General features: G+C 72.5%; 13 protein-coding genes. 5 read left to right on the forward strand and 8 right to left on the reverse strand.

Annotation, left to right across the window (positions count from 1 at the left end; all coding sequences use genetic code 11):
• Positions 1-163: 163 nt before the first annotated feature.
• The gene (locus tag ACLQ27_RS06900; protein WP_074313833.1) at positions 164-700 is read right to left on the reverse strand and encodes an HNH endonuclease; all 537 of its coding nucleotides are present in this window, start codon (positions 698-700) and stop codon (positions 164-166) included.
• A 266-nt stretch (positions 701-966) separates the two neighbouring features.
• Between ACLQ27_RS06900 and ACLQ27_RS06905 the strand changes: the two genes are divergently transcribed.
• The 3 genes from ACLQ27_RS06905 (at position 967) to ACLQ27_RS06915 (ending at position 4,137) form a co-directional block, all read left to right on the forward strand.
• Positions 967-2,025: a mechanosensitive ion channel family protein gene (locus ACLQ27_RS06905; RefSeq protein ID WP_425866793.1), complete on the forward strand. Its 1,059-nt coding sequence runs from the start codon at positions 967-969 to the stop codon at positions 2,023-2,025.
• Between the two features lie 234 nt (positions 2,026-2,259).
• Positions 2,260-3,639, forward strand: a complete 1,380-nt coding sequence (locus ACLQ27_RS06910) for an MFS transporter (protein ID WP_357575709.1) — start codon at positions 2,260-2,262, stop codon at positions 3,637-3,639.
• A gap of 108 nt (positions 3,640-3,747) precedes the next feature.
• Positions 3,748-4,137, forward strand: coding sequence for a globin (locus ACLQ27_RS06915; protein ID WP_357575710.1), 390 nt, complete (start codon positions 3,748-3,750; stop codon positions 4,135-4,137).
• A gap of 33 nt (positions 4,138-4,170) precedes the next feature.
• Here the strand turns inward: ACLQ27_RS06915 and ACLQ27_RS06920 are convergent, their stop codons facing one another.
• The 4 genes from ACLQ27_RS06920 to ettA form a co-directional block, all read right to left on the reverse strand.
• Positions 4,171-4,755 carry a YbjN domain-containing protein gene (locus tag ACLQ27_RS06920; RefSeq protein ID WP_234582140.1) on the reverse strand — a complete coding sequence of 195 codons (585 nt, stop codon included), beginning with the start codon at positions 4,753-4,755 and terminating at the stop codon, positions 4,171-4,173.
• 132 nt (positions 4,756-4,887) lie between these two features.
• Complete coding sequence (locus ACLQ27_RS06925; RefSeq protein ID WP_357575711.1) at positions 4,888-5,619, reverse strand: hypothetical protein; 732 nt, start codon at positions 5,617-5,619, stop codon at positions 4,888-4,890.
• The gene (locus ACLQ27_RS06930) at positions 5,616-6,062 is read right to left on the reverse strand and encodes an acyl-CoA thioesterase (RefSeq protein ID WP_357496178.1); all 447 of its coding nucleotides are present in this window, start codon (positions 6,060-6,062) and stop codon (positions 5,616-5,618) included. The genes ACLQ27_RS06925 and ACLQ27_RS06930 overlap by 4 nt, the downstream gene beginning before the upstream one ends.
• On the reverse strand, positions 6,062-7,738 hold the full coding sequence (gene ettA / locus ACLQ27_RS06935) for an energy-dependent translational throttle protein EttA (RefSeq protein ID WP_234582137.1): 1,677 nt from the start codon (positions 7,736-7,738) through the stop codon (positions 6,062-6,064). Before ettA ends, ACLQ27_RS06930 begins: the two co-directional genes overlap by 1 nt.
• 308 nt (positions 7,739-8,046) lie before the next feature.
• Between ettA and ACLQ27_RS06940 the strand changes: the two genes are divergently transcribed.
• Positions 8,047-9,447: an alpha,alpha-trehalose-phosphate synthase (UDP-forming) gene (locus ACLQ27_RS06940; protein WP_030488230.1), complete on the forward strand. Its 1,401-nt coding sequence runs from the start codon at positions 8,047-8,049 to the stop codon at positions 9,445-9,447.
• A gap of 41 nt (positions 9,448-9,488) precedes the next feature.
• Positions 9,489-12,050: a trehalose-phosphatase gene (gene otsB / locus ACLQ27_RS06945; protein WP_425866795.1), complete on the forward strand. Its 2,562-nt coding sequence runs from the start codon at positions 9,489-9,491 to the stop codon at positions 12,048-12,050.
• 323 nt (positions 12,051-12,373) lie between these two features.
• On the opposite strand, the gene cobA is transcribed toward otsB, so the two are convergent.
• Genes cobA through cobC form a run of 3 tightly spaced genes read right to left on the reverse strand, consistent with a single transcriptional unit; the run spans position 12,374 to position 15,799 of the window.
• Positions 12,374-13,606, reverse strand: a complete 1,233-nt coding sequence (gene cobA, locus ACLQ27_RS06950; protein WP_357496174.1) for a uroporphyrinogen-III C-methyltransferase — start codon at positions 13,604-13,606, stop codon at positions 12,374-12,376.
• A gap of 31 nt (positions 13,607-13,637) precedes the next feature.
• Positions 13,638-14,717 carry a nicotinate-nucleotide--dimethylbenzimidazole phosphoribosyltransferase gene (cobT, locus tag ACLQ27_RS06955; protein WP_357496269.1) on the reverse strand — a complete coding sequence of 360 codons (1,080 nt, stop codon included), beginning with the start codon at positions 14,715-14,717 and terminating at the stop codon, positions 13,638-13,640.
• Positions 14,717-15,799 carry an Rv2231c family pyridoxal phosphate-dependent protein CobC gene (cobC, locus tag ACLQ27_RS06960; protein ID WP_357575712.1) on the reverse strand — a complete coding sequence of 361 codons (1,083 nt, stop codon included), beginning with the start codon at positions 15,797-15,799 and terminating at the stop codon, positions 14,717-14,719. The genes cobT and cobC overlap by 1 nt, the downstream gene beginning before the upstream one ends.
• Positions 15,800-15,860: the final 61 nt, after the last annotated feature.

Raw genomic sequence — 15,860 nt, forward strand, 5'->3', positions numbered from 1 at the left:
CAGCGCAGGTCGAGTCAGGCCAAGCGCAGGTCGGGTCGGGCCAGGCGGCCGCCTCAGCCCAGCGCAGGTCGGATCAGGCCAGCGTAGGTCGGGTCGGGCGGCCGCCTCGGGGTCAGCGCGGGAGGTCAGGTCGCGCGGCCGCATCGGGGCCGCGCAGGTGCGGTCAGGCGGCTGCCTCGGGCTCGCGCAGGTCGAGCCAGTCGGCCCAGCGCGGGTCCGGAGCGCGGTGCCCGAGGACCCGCCAGGCGGTGCCCTTCGGGGCGGCCGGCAACGCGTGCAGCCGCCAGCCCAGCTCGGCCGGGGTCTTGTCGCCCTTGGTGTGGTTGCACCGGGCGCACGCGGCGACCACGTTCTCCCAGGCGTGCCGCCCACCCCGGCTGCGCGGGAAGACGTGGTCGATGGTCTCGGCCGGCCCTCGGCAGTAGGCGCACCGCCAGCCGTCCCGGGCGAAGATCGCTCGGCGGGACAGCCCCACGTGGGTGCGGTAGGGCACCCGGACGAAGCGGGTCAGGCGCACGACCGACGGCACGGGCAGCGCGTCCCGGGCGCTGTGCAGGATGCCGTCGCCATCGGCGACGCAGACGGCCTTGGCGGAGAGGACGAGGATCGCGGCGCGACGCACCGACACGACACACAGGGGCTCGTAGGTGGCGTTGAGGACCAGCGCGCCGGAGCCCACCGTGGGTCGTATGTCAGGCATCGCGCTCACCCTCCCGGTTCAGCGGCTGCTGCGAAACGCCGCCGACCGGGGCCGGGCACGAGGGCCCGCACCGTCGACGCCCGTTCGATCACCGACGTCCGTTGCGCCAATAGTCCCTGATCGGACCCCGGATTGCACGTACTAATCCGGGGTCGGACATGAAGCTCTTTCCCGCACCTGTCACGATGGCCGGTTCGCCCCGGTCCGACCCGCCGCTCGGGCGCATCTCACCCGGCCGGTGGGTCGGCGGCGACCGGTCCGGGGCGTTGCGGTACGAAGACAGGGTGAGTGCCGCCAGCGGAACGCCCCTTGCCCTGCCCGACGCCGTGTCGGTGAACTGTCAGGGCAGCACCTCCTGCGAGTGGATCTACGGGATCACCAGGTCGGAATGGTTCGCGGAGGGCAGCTACTGGATCCTGCTCAAGCCGCTGCGGGTGCTGGTGATAGTGGCGCTGGCGATGGTGGCCCGCTGGGCGCTGCACCGGACGATCGACCGGCTGGTCCGCACGACCACCGACGGCGCGGTGCCGACCATGCTGCGGCCGCTGCGCGAGCGGGTGCCCACGGCCGCTGTCGACCCGGCCGAGTTCGTGCCCGAGCGCCGCCGGCAACGGGCCGAGGCGATCGGCTCGGTGCTGCGCAGCCTGACCACCGCGTTCGTCTTCGGCATCGCGCTGCTGATGATCCTGCGCGAGTTCAGCTTCGACCTCGCCCCGTTGCTGGCCAGCGCCGGGATCGCCGGCGTCGCCCTGGGCTTCGGCGCGCAGAGCCTGGTCAAGGACCTGATCGCCGGGCTCTTCATGCTCATCGAGGACCAGTACGGCGTGGGCGACAACGTCGACCTGGGCGAGGCGACAGGTGTCGTGGAGTCGGTCGGGCTGCGGGTCACCACGGTCCGGGACGGACGCGGCGTGCTCTGGTACATCCGCAACGGCGAGATCATCCGGGTGGGCAACAAGAGCCAGGGCTGGGCGCTCGTGGTCGTGGACCTGCCGATCGGCTTCAGCGGCACGGAGGAGGCCACCGCCGTGCTGCGGACGGCCGCGGCCTCGGTGGCGCTGGACCCGGAGCTGTCGCCGGAGATCGTGGAGGCCCCGGAGGTGCTGGGCGTCGAGCAGGTGACTGTGGATGGCGCCGTGATCCGTACGGTGGTGAAGACGACTGCCGACGGCCAGTTCGCGGTGAGCCGGGAGCTGCGCCGCAGGCTGGCGGAGGCGCTGGAGAACTCGGGGATCACCGCGCAGATCGCCGCCGCCCGCATCTATCCCGGTCTGTCGAGCCGGCCGTTGCCCGAGGGTGAGACCGGCCAGGGCGGCGCCACCTGACCCCGGCGAGACTGGCCGGCAATACAGGGGTCGCGAGCCGCCCGGCCCCTGGAGTATCGTCCGTTCGTTCAGTCGGGGATGCGACGAACGATCCGTTCGCCCTAGCTAGTTGTCAGACGATCGGGCAGAATCCGGAGCACGCGTTCCCGCCGGAGCGTGGTCACATCCTCGCTGATCCGGAGATCTGACGAGTGTTCCCGGCCCGGCCGCCACGAGCTGTCGTTCCGGGGGCCGATGGAGGCGACGGTGCCTGACGAGCGACCTTCCGCGGAAGGCCCGGCCACTTTTCGCGAAGTGTTCGCCCAGCGCGAGTTCCGGGTTGTCTTCACGGCCGGGGCTCTGTCCTGGGTCGGTGACTACGTCGCCAAGGCCGCCGTCACCCTGCTCGTCTATCAGCAGACCAGGTCCGTCGCGCTCTCCGCCGCCGCGTTCGCGGTCAGCTACCTGCCGTGGCTGCTGGGGGGCCCGCTGCTCGCCGCCCTGGCCGAGCGGCATCCGTACCGCCGGGTGATGGTGGCGTGCGACGTGATCCGGATGGCGCTGATGCTGCTCATCGCCCTCCCCAACCTGCCGGTTCCGGCGCTGCTGGTGCTCATCTTCGCCGCCACGTTGGCCAATCCGCCGAGCCAGGCCGCGAAGTCCGCGCTGATGCCGCAGATCCTCGCCGGGGACCGGCTGGTGGTCGGGCTGTCGCTGAACGCCAGCATCGGTCAGGCGGCCCAGGTCGTCGGCTACCTGCTCGGTGCCGCCGTCGCCTCGATCAACCCGACGGTCGCACTGCTGTTCAACGCGGCCACGTTCGGCCTCTCGGCGCTGCTGGTCCGCGTCGGCGTGCGGAACCGGCCGGCGACGATGACCATCGCGCACCGCTCCCACCTGCTCCGGGAGACCGCTCAGGGGTTCCAGATCGTGTTCGGCACCCCGGTGCTGCGGGCCATCGCGGTGCTGGTGTTCAGCGCGCTGCTGTTCTCGATCATCCCGGAGGGGCTGGCCGCCGCCTGGGCCAACAAGGGCTCCCACGGTGGCATGGACGCGGGCACCGCGCAGGCGGTGATCATGGTCGCCAACCCGGTGGGCTACGTCCTGGGTGGGCTGCTGGTGAGCCGGCTGTTCGGCCCGACCCGCCGCCTGAGCCTGATGCGACCCCTCGCGGTGTTCTCCCCGCTGGTGCTGGTGCCGGCGCTGTTCGATCCGCCACCGCTGGTGGTGGCGTTGCTGGCCGCCCTGTGCGGGTTCGCGGTCGCCGGGATGATGCCGATGGCCAACGGGCTCTTCGTCCAGGCGCTGCCGGACGGGTTCCGGGCCCGCGCGTTCGGCGTGATGGCCACCGGCGTCCAGGTCATCCAGGGTTTCGCGGTGCTGGTCACCGGGCTGCTCGCCGAGCGGTTCTCCATCCCGGTGGTGGTCGGGGTCTGGAGCGCCGCTGGAGTGGTGCTGATGACGATCGTCGCCCTGCGCTGGCCGGACAGGCAGACGGTGGACGACGCCATAGCCAGGGCCGCCGCGGCCAACGCCGACCCGAGCCCCGGTCGGGGCGCCACCGTCGCCGACGGCACGCCGGCCGGCGCCGACCTCCGGCCCGCCGACGGCCACCGCCGGCACGCGGTCACCTGATCCACGGCGTGAGCCGGCGCACGGCCTCCGGGTCGGGTCGGCGGCCGGGGCACCTGGCAGGATGGAACGGTGAACCCCGCAGGTGAATCCGACAGTCCCGAAGCGTCGATGACCCTCTTCGAGGCGGTCGGCGGCGAACCCACCTTCCGCCGGCTGGTGGACGAGTTCTATGTCGGCGTCGCCACCGATCCGCTGCTGCGACCCATGTATCCGGAGGAGGACCTGGGCCCGGCTGCCGACCGGCTGACCCTGTTCCTGATGCAGTACTGGGGCGGGCCGAACACGTACTCCGCACAGCGCGGGCACCCCCGGCTGCGCATGCGGCACGCGCCGTTCCGGATCGGCGTGGCCGAGCGGGACGCCTGGCTGCGGCACATGCGCCAGGCGGTCGACCGGCTCGACCTGGAGCCGCAGCTCGCCGTCGCCCTCTGGGACTATCTGGAGCGGGCCGCGTTCTTCATGGTCAACGTCATGGAGGACCCGGCCGAGCGCGCCTGACGGCGCGTTCCGGCACGGACGCCGCGGGGCGCCTCAGAGCAGGGCGCCCTCGTCGTGCAGCCAGTCCACGAAGCTGGCGGCCACCGCCGCGCCGCAGTCGAGCATCTCGACCAGCAGAGCGTCGTGGGTGCCGGCGCCCAGCGGCACCTGCAACTCGGCGTAGATCGGCAGCTGCCCGCGCTCGGTCGGGTCGCCGATGTACGCCTTGCAGAAGCGGCGGGTGTGGTTCCACTCGTTGACCACCCGATAGGCCCGGTCGGCCCAGTCCGGCGGAACCGTGGCGTGCGGGCGGGCCCGCATCACCAGGATCTCGTCCTCGGGGCCTTCGAGGGTCACCAGCACGGCGTGCCGTTCCCACATGGCCAGCAGGTTGCCGTCGCCGTCGGCCAGGTAGCGCACGTCGAGCAGGTCGAGTGCGTCACAGACACGGCGCAGGCTCACCGGCTCGATTGTCGCCGGCATCTCGGTCAGGACGGGACGGTCGCTGCCGGGGCAGTCGTCCCCCGGTTGGCGAGGACTCGGCGGGCCGACCCGGACCGCGCTCTCCACTGTGATCCCGCTTCGGGTTTCCGGATCGCCGCCGTCGGCGGGACCGGGGCGCCATGACCACCACGGCATCGCTCGTCGCACCTCACTCCCCAGCGGATCCAGCCGCCTACGGTGCGTTGGATCCGAGGATGGACGGTACCCGGACAGCCGGGTTGAAGCACCCCCCCAACGACCGCACCGGCCCAGAAGAATGAGCAGGGGTCAGCCGTTCGGACGAGTAGCGAGGGGTGTCACGGCAAGGTCGGTGGCCTTCTGCAACCAGGCCGCTCCGTATGGTCCCACCAGGCCCACCCAACGGCCCGCCACCCGCACCTGGACCTCGGAGCGACCGCCAGGCCCGGCCGGCTCGTCGACCGCGCCGAGGAAGCCCATCCGGACCAGCCCCTGCACGAGCCGCTGCGACACCTCGACGGCGGGGCCCGGCGGATCGTCCGGCGTGACCAGGACGGCCACGTGGTCGAGCAGCGCGTCGCGAAGCGCGCGCTGACCCACCGCGCGGCCCGCCACCCCCTGCTCGCTCGCGGTGCGCAGGGTGCCCGCCGCCGCGTCGGCGATCCGCCGCACCTCGACGGCCGGCAGCACCTCCACCGGCTCGCTGCGCACCGGTGGCAGCGGCCAGCGCCACTGCGCGTCGCGGCGGGCCGGCAGCGTCGCCCCACCGCGTTCCAGTTCGGCCAGCAGGTCGGCGGCGCCCACTGTGACGTCACCGGCGGCCGCTCCGGCGACCGTCCGGGCCACCAGCACCTGCCAGGGCAGCCGGGCGAACAGCGCGACCCGGCCGGGAGCGCCGGCCGGCCGCAGCCGGACCGGCGCCGTCGGGTCCAGCCGGACCAGCCGGGCCAGGAACGCACCCGCGTCGGCCACGCCGGTCAGGCCGTGCCCGGACGGTGACGCCGCGACGCGGTCCGGGCCGGCGGTGCCCGGCCGAGTCACGCGCCGCCGCCCTGCGGGGCGTACGTGAGCAGGAAGTCCCGCTCCTCGGTGGTGATCCGCCGGGGCACCTGGCGGGTCAGGTCGAACGGCACCAGCACCGAGCGGGCCCGGCTGGCGAGCACGTCGCCGTCGTACAGCTCGTACGCGACGGTGAACCGCGATGCCTTGATCTCCTCCACCCACAGCTCGATGCGGACGGTGGGCGCGGCCTCCGCGGTGGCCCGACCCAGCGCGTAGTCGACCGGGCGCAGGTAGTCGACCTCGTGCCGACGGATCACGACGCCGTCGGCGAACGAGCCCACTCCCCAGGCCCGGCCGCCGGCGAACATCAACGCCACCCGCGCCTCCTCGTAGAGCGTGAGGAAACGCGAGTTGTTGACGTGGCCGTACGCGTCCAGGTCGGACCAGCGCAACGTGCAGTGGTAGACGAACCGGTCGGACATCAGTCGCGGGTCAGCTTGCGGTAGGTCACCCGGTGCGGCCGGGCAGCCTCCGCGCCGAGGCGGTCGATCTTGTTCTTCTCGTACGCCTCGAAGTTGCCCTCGAACCAGAACCACTTGGCCGGGTCCTGGTCGTCACCCTCCCAGGCCAGGATGTGCGTGGCGACCCGGTCCAGGAACATCCGGTCGTGGGAGATGACCACGGCGCAGCCGGGGAACTCCAGCAGGGCGTTCTCCAGGCTGGAGAGCGTCTCCACGTCCAGGTCGTTGGTCGGCTCGTCGAGCAGGATGACGTTGCCGCCGATCTTCAGGGTCAGCGCCAGGTTGAGCCGGTTGCGCTCGCCGCCGGAGAGCACCTTTGTCGGCTTCTGCTGGTCCGGGCCCTTGAAGCCGAACGCGGCGATGTACGCCCGCGACGGCATCTCGACCTTGCCCACCATCAGGTAGTCCAGCCCGTCGGAGACGACCTCCCAGACGGTCTTGTCGCCGTCGAGGCCCTGCCGGTTCTGGTCGACGTACGACAGCGAGACGGTGGGGCCGACCCGGACCTCGCCGCCGGTCGGCTCCTCGAGCCCGACGATGGTCTTGAACAGCGTGGTCTTGCCGACGCCGTTCGGGCCGATGATGCCGACGATGCCGTTGCGGGGCAGCGAGAACGACAGGTTGTCGATCAGCAGCCGGTCGCCGAAGCCCTTGCTGAGGCCGTTCGCCTCGATGACCGTGCTGCCCAGGCGCGGGCCCGGCGGGATCTGGATCTCCTCGAAGTCCAGCTTGCGGGTCTTCTCCGCCTCGGTGGCCATCTCGTCGTACCGGTCCAGGCGAGCCTTGGACTTGGTCTGGCGGGCCTTGGCGTTGGAGCGGACCCACTCCAGTTCCTCGGTGAGGCGCTTCTTCATCTTGGCGTCGCGGCGACCCTCGACGGCGAGCCGGGCGGCCTTCTTCTCCAGGTAGGTGGAGTAGTTGCCCTCGTACCCGATGGCCCGGCCGCGGTCCAGCTCCAGGATCCAACCGGCGACCTTGTCCAGGAAGTACCGGTCGTGGGTGATCGCCATGACGGTGCCGGCGTACTTGGCCAGGTGCTGCTCCAGCCAGGAGACGCTCTCCGCGTCCAGGTGGTTGGTGGGCTCGTCGAGCAGCAGCAGGTCGGGCGCCTCCAGCAGCAGCTTGCAGAGCGCGACGCGGCGGCGCTCGCCACCGGAGAGCTGGGTCACGTCGGCGTCCGGCGGCGGGCAGCGCAGGGCGTCCATGGCGAGTTCGAGCTTGGAGTCGATGTCCCACGCGTCGGCGTGGTCCAGCTCCTCCTGGAGCCGGCCCATCTCCTCCATCAGCTCGTCGGAGTAGTCGGTAGCCATCTGCTCGGCGATCTTGTTGAACCGCTCCAGCTTGGCCTTGGTCTCGGCGACCGCCTCCTCGACGTTGCCGAGGACGGTCTTGGCGTCGTTGAGCGGGGGTTCCTGGGCGAGCATGCCGACGGTGTAGCCGGGCATCAGCCGGGCCTCGCCGTTGCTCGGCTTGTCCAGCCCTGCCATGATCTTGAGGAGGCTGGACTTACCGGCGCCGTTCGGGCCGACCACACCGATCTTGGCGCCCGGCAGGAAGCTCAGCGTCACGTTGTCGAGCACGACCTTGTCGCCGTGCGCCTTGCGCGCCTTTTCCAGGACGTAGATGTACTGGGCCACGGTGCGGGCTACCTCCGTCGGTTTGCTGTCGCCTGAGTCGGCGGCGCGGCGCGGGCTGGGACCTGCACCCGCCGCCGCCGGCCGGGAGCCGGCCGCGCGCACGCCATCGTCAATCCTGACAGGTACGGCGCGCTTCGCCCACATCACCCCGCCCGAGGAGTACGACGGCGGCGGCTGTCGACAAGATCACCGTTAGGATTCGGCGCTGGCGAGGCGGGTAGGAGACTCCGGCACGGGGCACAAGACGCCGCAGCTACGCTCAGTACGCTCATCGCGGTGGACCCGTCAGCACCCGGAGGTGGCCGATCGTGACCGTCCGTAGCTCCTTTGTCGTAGTGGCGAACCGTCTGCCGGTCGACGAGGTGAGCACACCCGAGGGACGGCAGTGGCGACGCAGCCCCGGCGGGCTGGTCACCGCGCTGCATCCCGTGCTCGCCGAACACCAGGGCACCTGGGTCGGCTGGGCCGGCGGCACCGGCGCCGCCCCCGAGCCGTTCGACCTGGAGGGCATCCGGCTGCACCCGGTCCCGCTCAGCGCCGAGGAGTTGGAGCGCTACTACGAGGGCCAGTCGAACGCGACGATCTGGCCGCTCTACCACGACGCGGTGGAGACGCCCGCGTACAAGCGGCGCTGGCGGGAGGCGTACCGCCTGGTCAACGCCCGGTTCGCGGAGGCCGCCGCGGACGTGGCGGCCGAGGGCGCGACGGTCTGGGTGCAGGACTACCAGCTTCAGCTGGTCCCGGCGATGCTCCGCGAGCTGCGTCCGGACCTGCGGATCGGTTTCTTCCTGCACATCCCGTTCCCGCCGATCGAGTTGTTCATGCAGATGCCGTTCCGCACCGAGATCCTGCGGGGTCTGCTCGGCGCGGATCTGGTGGGTTTCCAGCAGCGGCTGGCCGCGCAGAACTTCGTTCGGCTGGCCCGGCACCTGCTCGGGCTACGCTACGAGGGGCAGATGATCCAGGTCGACGGTCGGCAGGTGAAGGCCGGCGCCTTCCCGATCTCCATCGACACGCAGGAGATGGAACGGATGGCCGCCGACCCGGCGATCCAGGCGCGGGCCAAGCAGATCCGCGCCGAGCTGGGCGACCCGAAGACGATCATCCTGGGCGTGGACCGGCTGGATTACACCAAGGGCATCGAGTTGCGGCTCAAGGCCTTCCGCGAGTTGCTCGCTGACGGAAAGTTGACAGTTCCGGACGCCGTTATGGTGCAGGTGGCCACGCCGAGCCGCGAGCGCGTCGAGCACTACCAGGCACTACGGGTCAAGGTAGAGCGCGAAGTTGGTCGGATTAATGGCGAATTCGGCCGAGTCGGCGTGCCGGCCGTGCATTACCTCCATCAGTCGTACAGTCGCAGTGAACTGGCCGCGATGTACGTTGCTGCGGACGTGATGATGGTGACCCCGCTGCGAGACGGTATGAATCTGGTAGCCAAGGAGTACGTCGCATCACGCGCCGACCAGGGCGGTGCGCTCGTGCTCAGCGAGTTCGCTGGCGCCGCAACGGAGCTGCGCCAGGCTTTCCTGTGTAACCCGCACGACCCGGACGCGGTCAAGGACGCCCTGCTCCGGGCCGTGCACGTGGAGAAAACCGAGGCACGCCGCCGGATGCGGACAATGCAACGTCACCTGCGTACCCACGACGTGGGGCACTGGGCCAAGTCTTTCCTCTCCGAACTCGGAGTTCCCGAGGCGGAGGCCGAGTGAACACGTCCGTCAACGACGGAGCGGCGATCACCACCGGGGTGATGGACCCCGAGTTGCGCTCCGCCATCGGCCGGATCGCCCGGGTTCCGCAGCTCCTGATCGCCTGCGACTACGACGGCACGCTCGCGCCGATCGTGGAGGACCCGAGCACCGCCGTACCGCTGCCCGAGTCGGTGGCGGCGATCCGCGCGCTCGCCGCGCTGCCGCAGACGAGCGTGGCAGTGGTCTCCGGCCGGGCCCTACGGGACCTGGCCGCGCTCTCCCGGCTGCCCAGCGAGGTGCACCTCGTCGGCAGTCACGGCTCCGAGTTCGACATCGGCTTCGTCGAGCGCCTCTCCCCCGAGCTGGTCGCGGTGCGTCAGCAGGTGCGCAACGCGCTGCGGGAGATCGCCGCCGACCACCCCGGCATCCGGCTGGAACGCAAGCCGGCCAGCGTCGCGGTGCACACCCGGGGCGTCGACCCGCAGGTCGCCGCCGCGGCCATCGAGGCGGTCCGCAACGGCCCGGCCACCTTCGACGGCGTCACGGTGACGCAGGGCAAGGAGGTCATCGAGCTGTCCGTGGTGGCCACCCACAAGGGCACCGCAGTCGACCAGCTCCGGACCCAGCTCTCGGCCAGCGCGGTGCTCTTCATCGGCGACGACGTCACCGACGAGAACGCCTTCGGCAACCTGCACGGGCCGGACCTGGGCATCAAGATCGGCCCCGGCGAGACCAAGGCCGGCTTCCGGGTGGCCGAGCCCATCGAGGCCGCCCGCGCGCTCGGGCTGCTGCTGGAGACCCGCCGCCACTGGCTCTTCGGCGAGCGGGCGGTGCCTATCGAGCGGCACTCCATGCTCGCCAACGGTCGTACGGTCGCGCTGCTCACGCCCGAGGCGAAGGTCAGCTGGCTCTGCCACCCCAAGCCGGACTCGGCGGCGATCTTCGCCGACCTGGTCGGCGGCAGCCCCGCCGGCCACTTCAGCGTCGCCCCGGAGCGTGGAGGCATCCCGCTGGGCCAGCGCTACCGCTCGGGCACGATGACCGTCGAGACCCGGTGGTCGGGGCTCACCGTCACCGACTGGCTGGACAAGCCGGCCCGCGAGACGACCCCCGACGGCCCGGCGGTGGTCACCGGCGACTCGACCCTGGTCCGGGTGCTCACCGGCAGCGGTCGGGTCCGGGTGGAGTTCGCCCCGCGCCCCGAGTTCGGTCAGGTCGCCGTGCAGTTGCAGCCGCTCGGCGACGGCCTGCTGGTGCTCGGCTCCAACGAGCCGGTCGCCCTCTACTCCCCCGGGGTCGAGTGGCAGGTCAACAACGACGGCGGATACGAGACCGCCAAGGCGACCGTCGACCTGTCGGCCGCCGGCGGGCAGGTCGTGTTGGAGCTGCGCTTCGGCACGCACAGCCTGGAGCACCACCGGGTGCCGATCCACGAGCGGCAGGCCGCGGCCGAGCAGCCGTGGAAGGACTGGGTGGCCTCGCTGCGGCTGCCGTCCACCTCCCGCGACCTGGTGGCCCGCAGCGCGCTCACCCTGCGCGGCCTCTGCCACGAGACGACCGGCTCGATCCTGGCCGCGGCGACCACCTCTCTCCCCGAGGAGCTGGGCGGCGTCCGCAACTGGGACTACCGCTACTGCTGGCTGCGCGACGCAGCGCTGACCGCCCGCGCGCTTGTCGACCTCGGGTCCATCGACGAGGCCGAGGCGTTCCTGCGCTGGGTCGACGGCTGCATCGAGCGCACCGGCGGTCACCCGGAGCGGCTGCACCCGCTCTACACCATCGACGGTTACGAGCTGGGCGCCGAGGCGGTCATCGACACGCTGCCCGGGTACGCCGGCTCCCGGCCGGTCCGGGTCGGCAACCTCGCCAACCACCAGCTCCAACTCGACGTGTTCGGCCCGATCGCCGACCTGATCGCGGCGGTCGCCGACGCGCGCGGCTCGGTCCGCGACGACGAGTGGCGGGTCCTGGAGAACATGGTCGAGGCGGTCCGCCGCCGTTGGCACGAGCCCGACCACGGCATCTGGGAGGCGCGGCTGCCACCCCGGCACCACGTCTTCTCCAAGGTGATGTGCTGGATGACAGTCGACCGGGCGCTGCACGTGATGCGCCAGCACGGCGGCGAGGACCGGCCGGAGTGGAAGGACCTGCGCGACCGGATCGGCGCCAACGTGCTGGAGCACGGCTGGCACGACGACGTCGAGGCGTACAGCGTCGCGTACGGGGACGAGGACATGGACGCCTCGTCGCTCTGGATCGGCCTCTCCGGCCTGCTCCCGGGTGACGACCCGCGCTTCCTGTCCACCGTCCTGAAGATCGAGGCGGACCTGCGCAGCGGCCCGGTCGTCTACCGCTACCACTGGGACGACGGCCTGCCCGGGCGTGAGGGCGGTTTCCACATCTGCACGGCGTGGCTGATCGAGGCGTATCTGCGCACCGGCCGCCGCACCGACGCCGAGGAACTGTTCGCGCAGATGGTGCTCACCGCCGGCCCGACCGGCCTGCTCCCCGAGCAGTACGACCCGCTCGCCGAGCGCGGTCTGGGCAACCACCCGCAGGCGTACAGCCACCTCGGGCTGATCCGCTGCGCCCTGCTGCTGGACAACATGCTCAAGCAGTAACTGTTCTTCACTACGACGACGGGCCGGAGCAGCGCTGCTCCGGCCCGTCGTCGTAGTGGCCGGTGCCGCGCCACGGTCTGACCGCGTCGACGGCGCCGGTCACCCGAGCGCCGCCGTCACCACCCTCGCGCCCGCCACCCCCTGCGCGTCCTTTGCTCTGCTTCACTCCAGGCAACACAAACGCCTTCTCCGTGTTTCCTCGGTTGAAGCAGAGCAAAGGACGCGCGGGGACCAGTCGGTCCCTGCCGCCCGCAGCATCCGAAGGGCCCGCTGCGCGCCGCTCTACCAGGGCCGCGAAGCACCTGCGTGGAGCGTGCTGCCGGTCACCGGTCGAGGGCACCCACCACGTCGCCGACCACCACGACGGCCGGCGGACGGAGGTCGGCCGCCAGCGTGTCGGCGGCGACCGTCGCGAGGGTCGCGCGGAGCACGCGCTGGGCGCCCGTCGTGCCCTCCTGGACGACGGCGGCCGGTGTCTGCGGCGGCCGGCCGTGCGCGATCAGGGTGGCCGTGATGGCGGCCAGGTTCTTCAGCCCCATCAGGATCACCAGGGTGCCGCGCAGGCCCGCGAGGGCGTCCCAGCGCACCAGCGAGGCCGGCGAGTCGGGTGCCACGTGCCCGGAGACGACGGTGAACTCGTGCGCCACCCCCCGATGGGTGACCGGGATCCCGGCCGCCGCGGGCGCAGCGATCGAGCTGGTCACTCCCGGAACGACGGTGACCGGCACGCCGGCCTCCGCACACGCGAGCAACTCCTCGCCGCCGCGGCCGAAGACGTACGGGTCGCCGCCCTTGAGCCGGACCACCACCGCGCCGGCCAGGGCACGGTCGACCAGGATCCGGTTGATCTCCTCCTGGGCCCGGGACGGGCCGTAGGGGATCTTCGAGGCGTCCACCAGCTCGACGTCGGCGCGGAGTTCGTCCAGGAGCAGACCGGGCACCAACCGGTCGGCGACCACCACGTCGGCCTCGGTGAGCAACCGCCAGCCCCGTACGGTGATCAGCTCCGGGTCTCCCGGCCCCGCCCCGACCAGCGCCACCCGCCCGGCTGTCGCACCGGTAGTGGCCTCGACGTCGGGGCGGGCCCGGGTGGGCGCGGTGTCGCGCACGGCGAGCAGGTCGCGGATGGCATCGCGGACGGTCATCGCGCGGCGGGGGTCTCCGCCACCGAGCACCGCCACGGTGACCGGGCCGTGTCGGGTCACCGCCGGCGTCCAGGCTGTGGCGGCGGTCCGGTCGTCAGCCCGGACGCAGAAGATCCGCCGCTCGGCGGCGACGGCGCTCACCGCAGCCGCCGCCATCGGATCGTCGATGGCCACCTGGACCAGCCAGGCCCCGTCCAGGTCCTCGGGCACGAACCGGCGCGGCACCCAGTGCAGCCGGCCCGCGTCCACCCGGGCCCGCAGCGCCGGGGTCAGCTCCGGGGCCACCAGCAGGACGTCCGCGCCGGCATCCAGCAGCGCCGGCACCCGCCGGGTGGCGACCGCGCCGCCGCCCACCACGACCACCCGCCGGCCGTCGAGCCGCAGACCAAGGGGGTACGGGCTGGCGCTCATCCGGCGCCACCCGACCGACCGCCGAACGTGGTCACTTCTCGGCCACCCCGGCGGAGTCGAAGGTGGCCACGTCGTGCAGCACGCGGACCGCCCCGGTGACCACGGGCAGCGCCAGCAGCGCGCCGGTGCCCTCGCCGAGGCGCAGTCCCAGGTCGATCAGCGGGTCGAGGCCGAGGTGGCGCAGTGCCACAGTCGCGCCCGGCTCGGCCGAGCGGTGCCCGGCGACCATGGCCCCGACCGCGTCCGGTGCGAACGCGGCGGCGGCGAGCGCCGCCGACACCGCGATCACACCATCCAGCAGGACCGGCGTACGGCGGGCCGCGGCGCCCAGGATCAGCCCGGCCAGCGCGGCGTGCTCAAGGCCACCGACGGCGGCGAGCACGCCCAGGGGGTCGGCCGGATCGGGCGTGTGCCGGGCCAGCGCGGCCCGCACGACTGCAACCTTGTGGGCGTACGTCGGGTCGTCGATCCCGGTGCCCCGGCCGGTGGAGTCGAGCGCGTCGACGCCGGTGAACGCGGCGATCAGCGCGGCGGCCGGGGTGGTGTTGCCGATGCCCATGTCCCCGGTGAGCAGGATGCCCGCCCCGGCGTCGATCAGCTCGTCGGCGATCCGGATGCCTGTCGACACCGCGGCCAACGCCTCGTCCCGGGTGAGCGCGGCGGTCACCGTGAGATCCCGGGTGCCCCGGCGCACGGAGGCGGCGACCAGTCGGGGCGCGGACGCGTCGACCGGCCCGGAAGCCTCGGGGACGGGCAGCGGGTTGGCCACCCCGACGTCGACAACCGTGACCGAGGCGCCGGCCTGGCGGGCGAACGCGTTGACGACCGCGCCGCCGGCCAGGAAGTTGCCGATCATCTGCGCGGTGACCTCCTGCGGCCACGGGCTGACCCCCTGGGCGTGCACCCCGTGGTCGCCCGCGAAGATCGCCACGGCCGCCGGCTCGGGCACCGGCGGTGGGCAGACCCCGGCCAGCCCGGCGAGGCGTACCGACAGATCCTCCAGCAGGCCCAGCGAGCCCGCCGGCTTGGTCAGCCGGCCGTGCAGCTCGCGGGCGGCGGCCATCGCCGCCTCGTCGAGTGGCCGGATGGCCGAAATCGTGGTCTCCAGCATCATGCCTCCATGGTCTCGCGCAGCACCTCGATGAACGCGTCGGTGGTGTTTCGGTCGCGTACCGCGACGCGCAGCCAGTCCGGGCCGAGCCCGGGGAAGGTGTCGCCCCGGCGTACCGCCCAGCCCCGATCGCGCAGGCCCTCCCGGACCCGGTTCGCGTCGGGCAGGTGCAGCAGGACGAACGCGCTGGCCGGACGCCCCGCGACGCGTACGCCGGGCAGGTCGGCCAGGCGCGCGACCAGGTGGTCGCGGTCGGCGGCGAGGTCGGCGGCGATCGCGCGTTCGGCCTCGACCGCGACTGCGGTGGCGCAGGCCTCGGCGGCGGCCAGCGCGGGCGTGGAGACGGCCCACAGCGGCTGCACGGCGGCCAGGCGGGCCAGCAACTCCGGGGCGCCGAGCAGGTAGCCGATCCGCAGGCCGGCCAGGCCCCACGTCTTGGTGAGGCTGCGCAGGACGAGCAGGCCGGGCAGATCCCGCCGCTGGGCCAGCGACTCCGGCTCGCCGGAGTGCGCACCGCCGGTGGTGTCCGCGAACGCCTCGTCGACCACCAGCACCCGACCCGGGCGGGCCAGCGCGGCCACCGTCCGCGCGGGGTGCAGCACCGAGGTGGGATTCGTCGGGTTACCGATCATCACCAGGTCGGCGTCGTCGGGCACCACTGACGGATCGAGCTGGAACCCGTCGGCCGGGTCCAGCAACACCCGCTCGACCGGATGACCGGCGGCCCGTAGCGCCGCCTCCGGCTCGGTGAACTGCGGGTGCACCACCACGGGTCGGCGAATGCCCCGCAACGCCTGGGCGATCAGCACGAAGCCCTCGGCGGCGCCGGCGGTGAGCAGTACCTCGTCCGGGTGACGCCGGTGCCGGGCGGCGACGGCGGCGCGGGCCGGCGCCGGGTCGGGGTAGCGGGCCAGGTCGGTGAGGGTGGCGGCGATCGGATCAGCCAGCCAGGCCGGCGGCGGCGCCTGGCGGACGTTGACGGCGAGGTCGATCAGACCGGCGCCCACCTCGGCGTCCCCGTGGTGCGCGAGGTCCGGCTCGGCCCCGGTGGGCGGGGCGACGGCCTCGAACTGATCACGCATGTCCGCGATCCTGCCGGGAAGGTGGCCGGCGGGACAGTCACTGTCGGCGTAAGCCATGTCA

The organism is Micromonospora sp. DT63 (genome assembly GCF_049841615.1).
Classification (GTDB): domain Bacteria; phylum Actinomycetota; class Actinomycetes; order Mycobacteriales; family Micromonosporaceae; genus Micromonospora.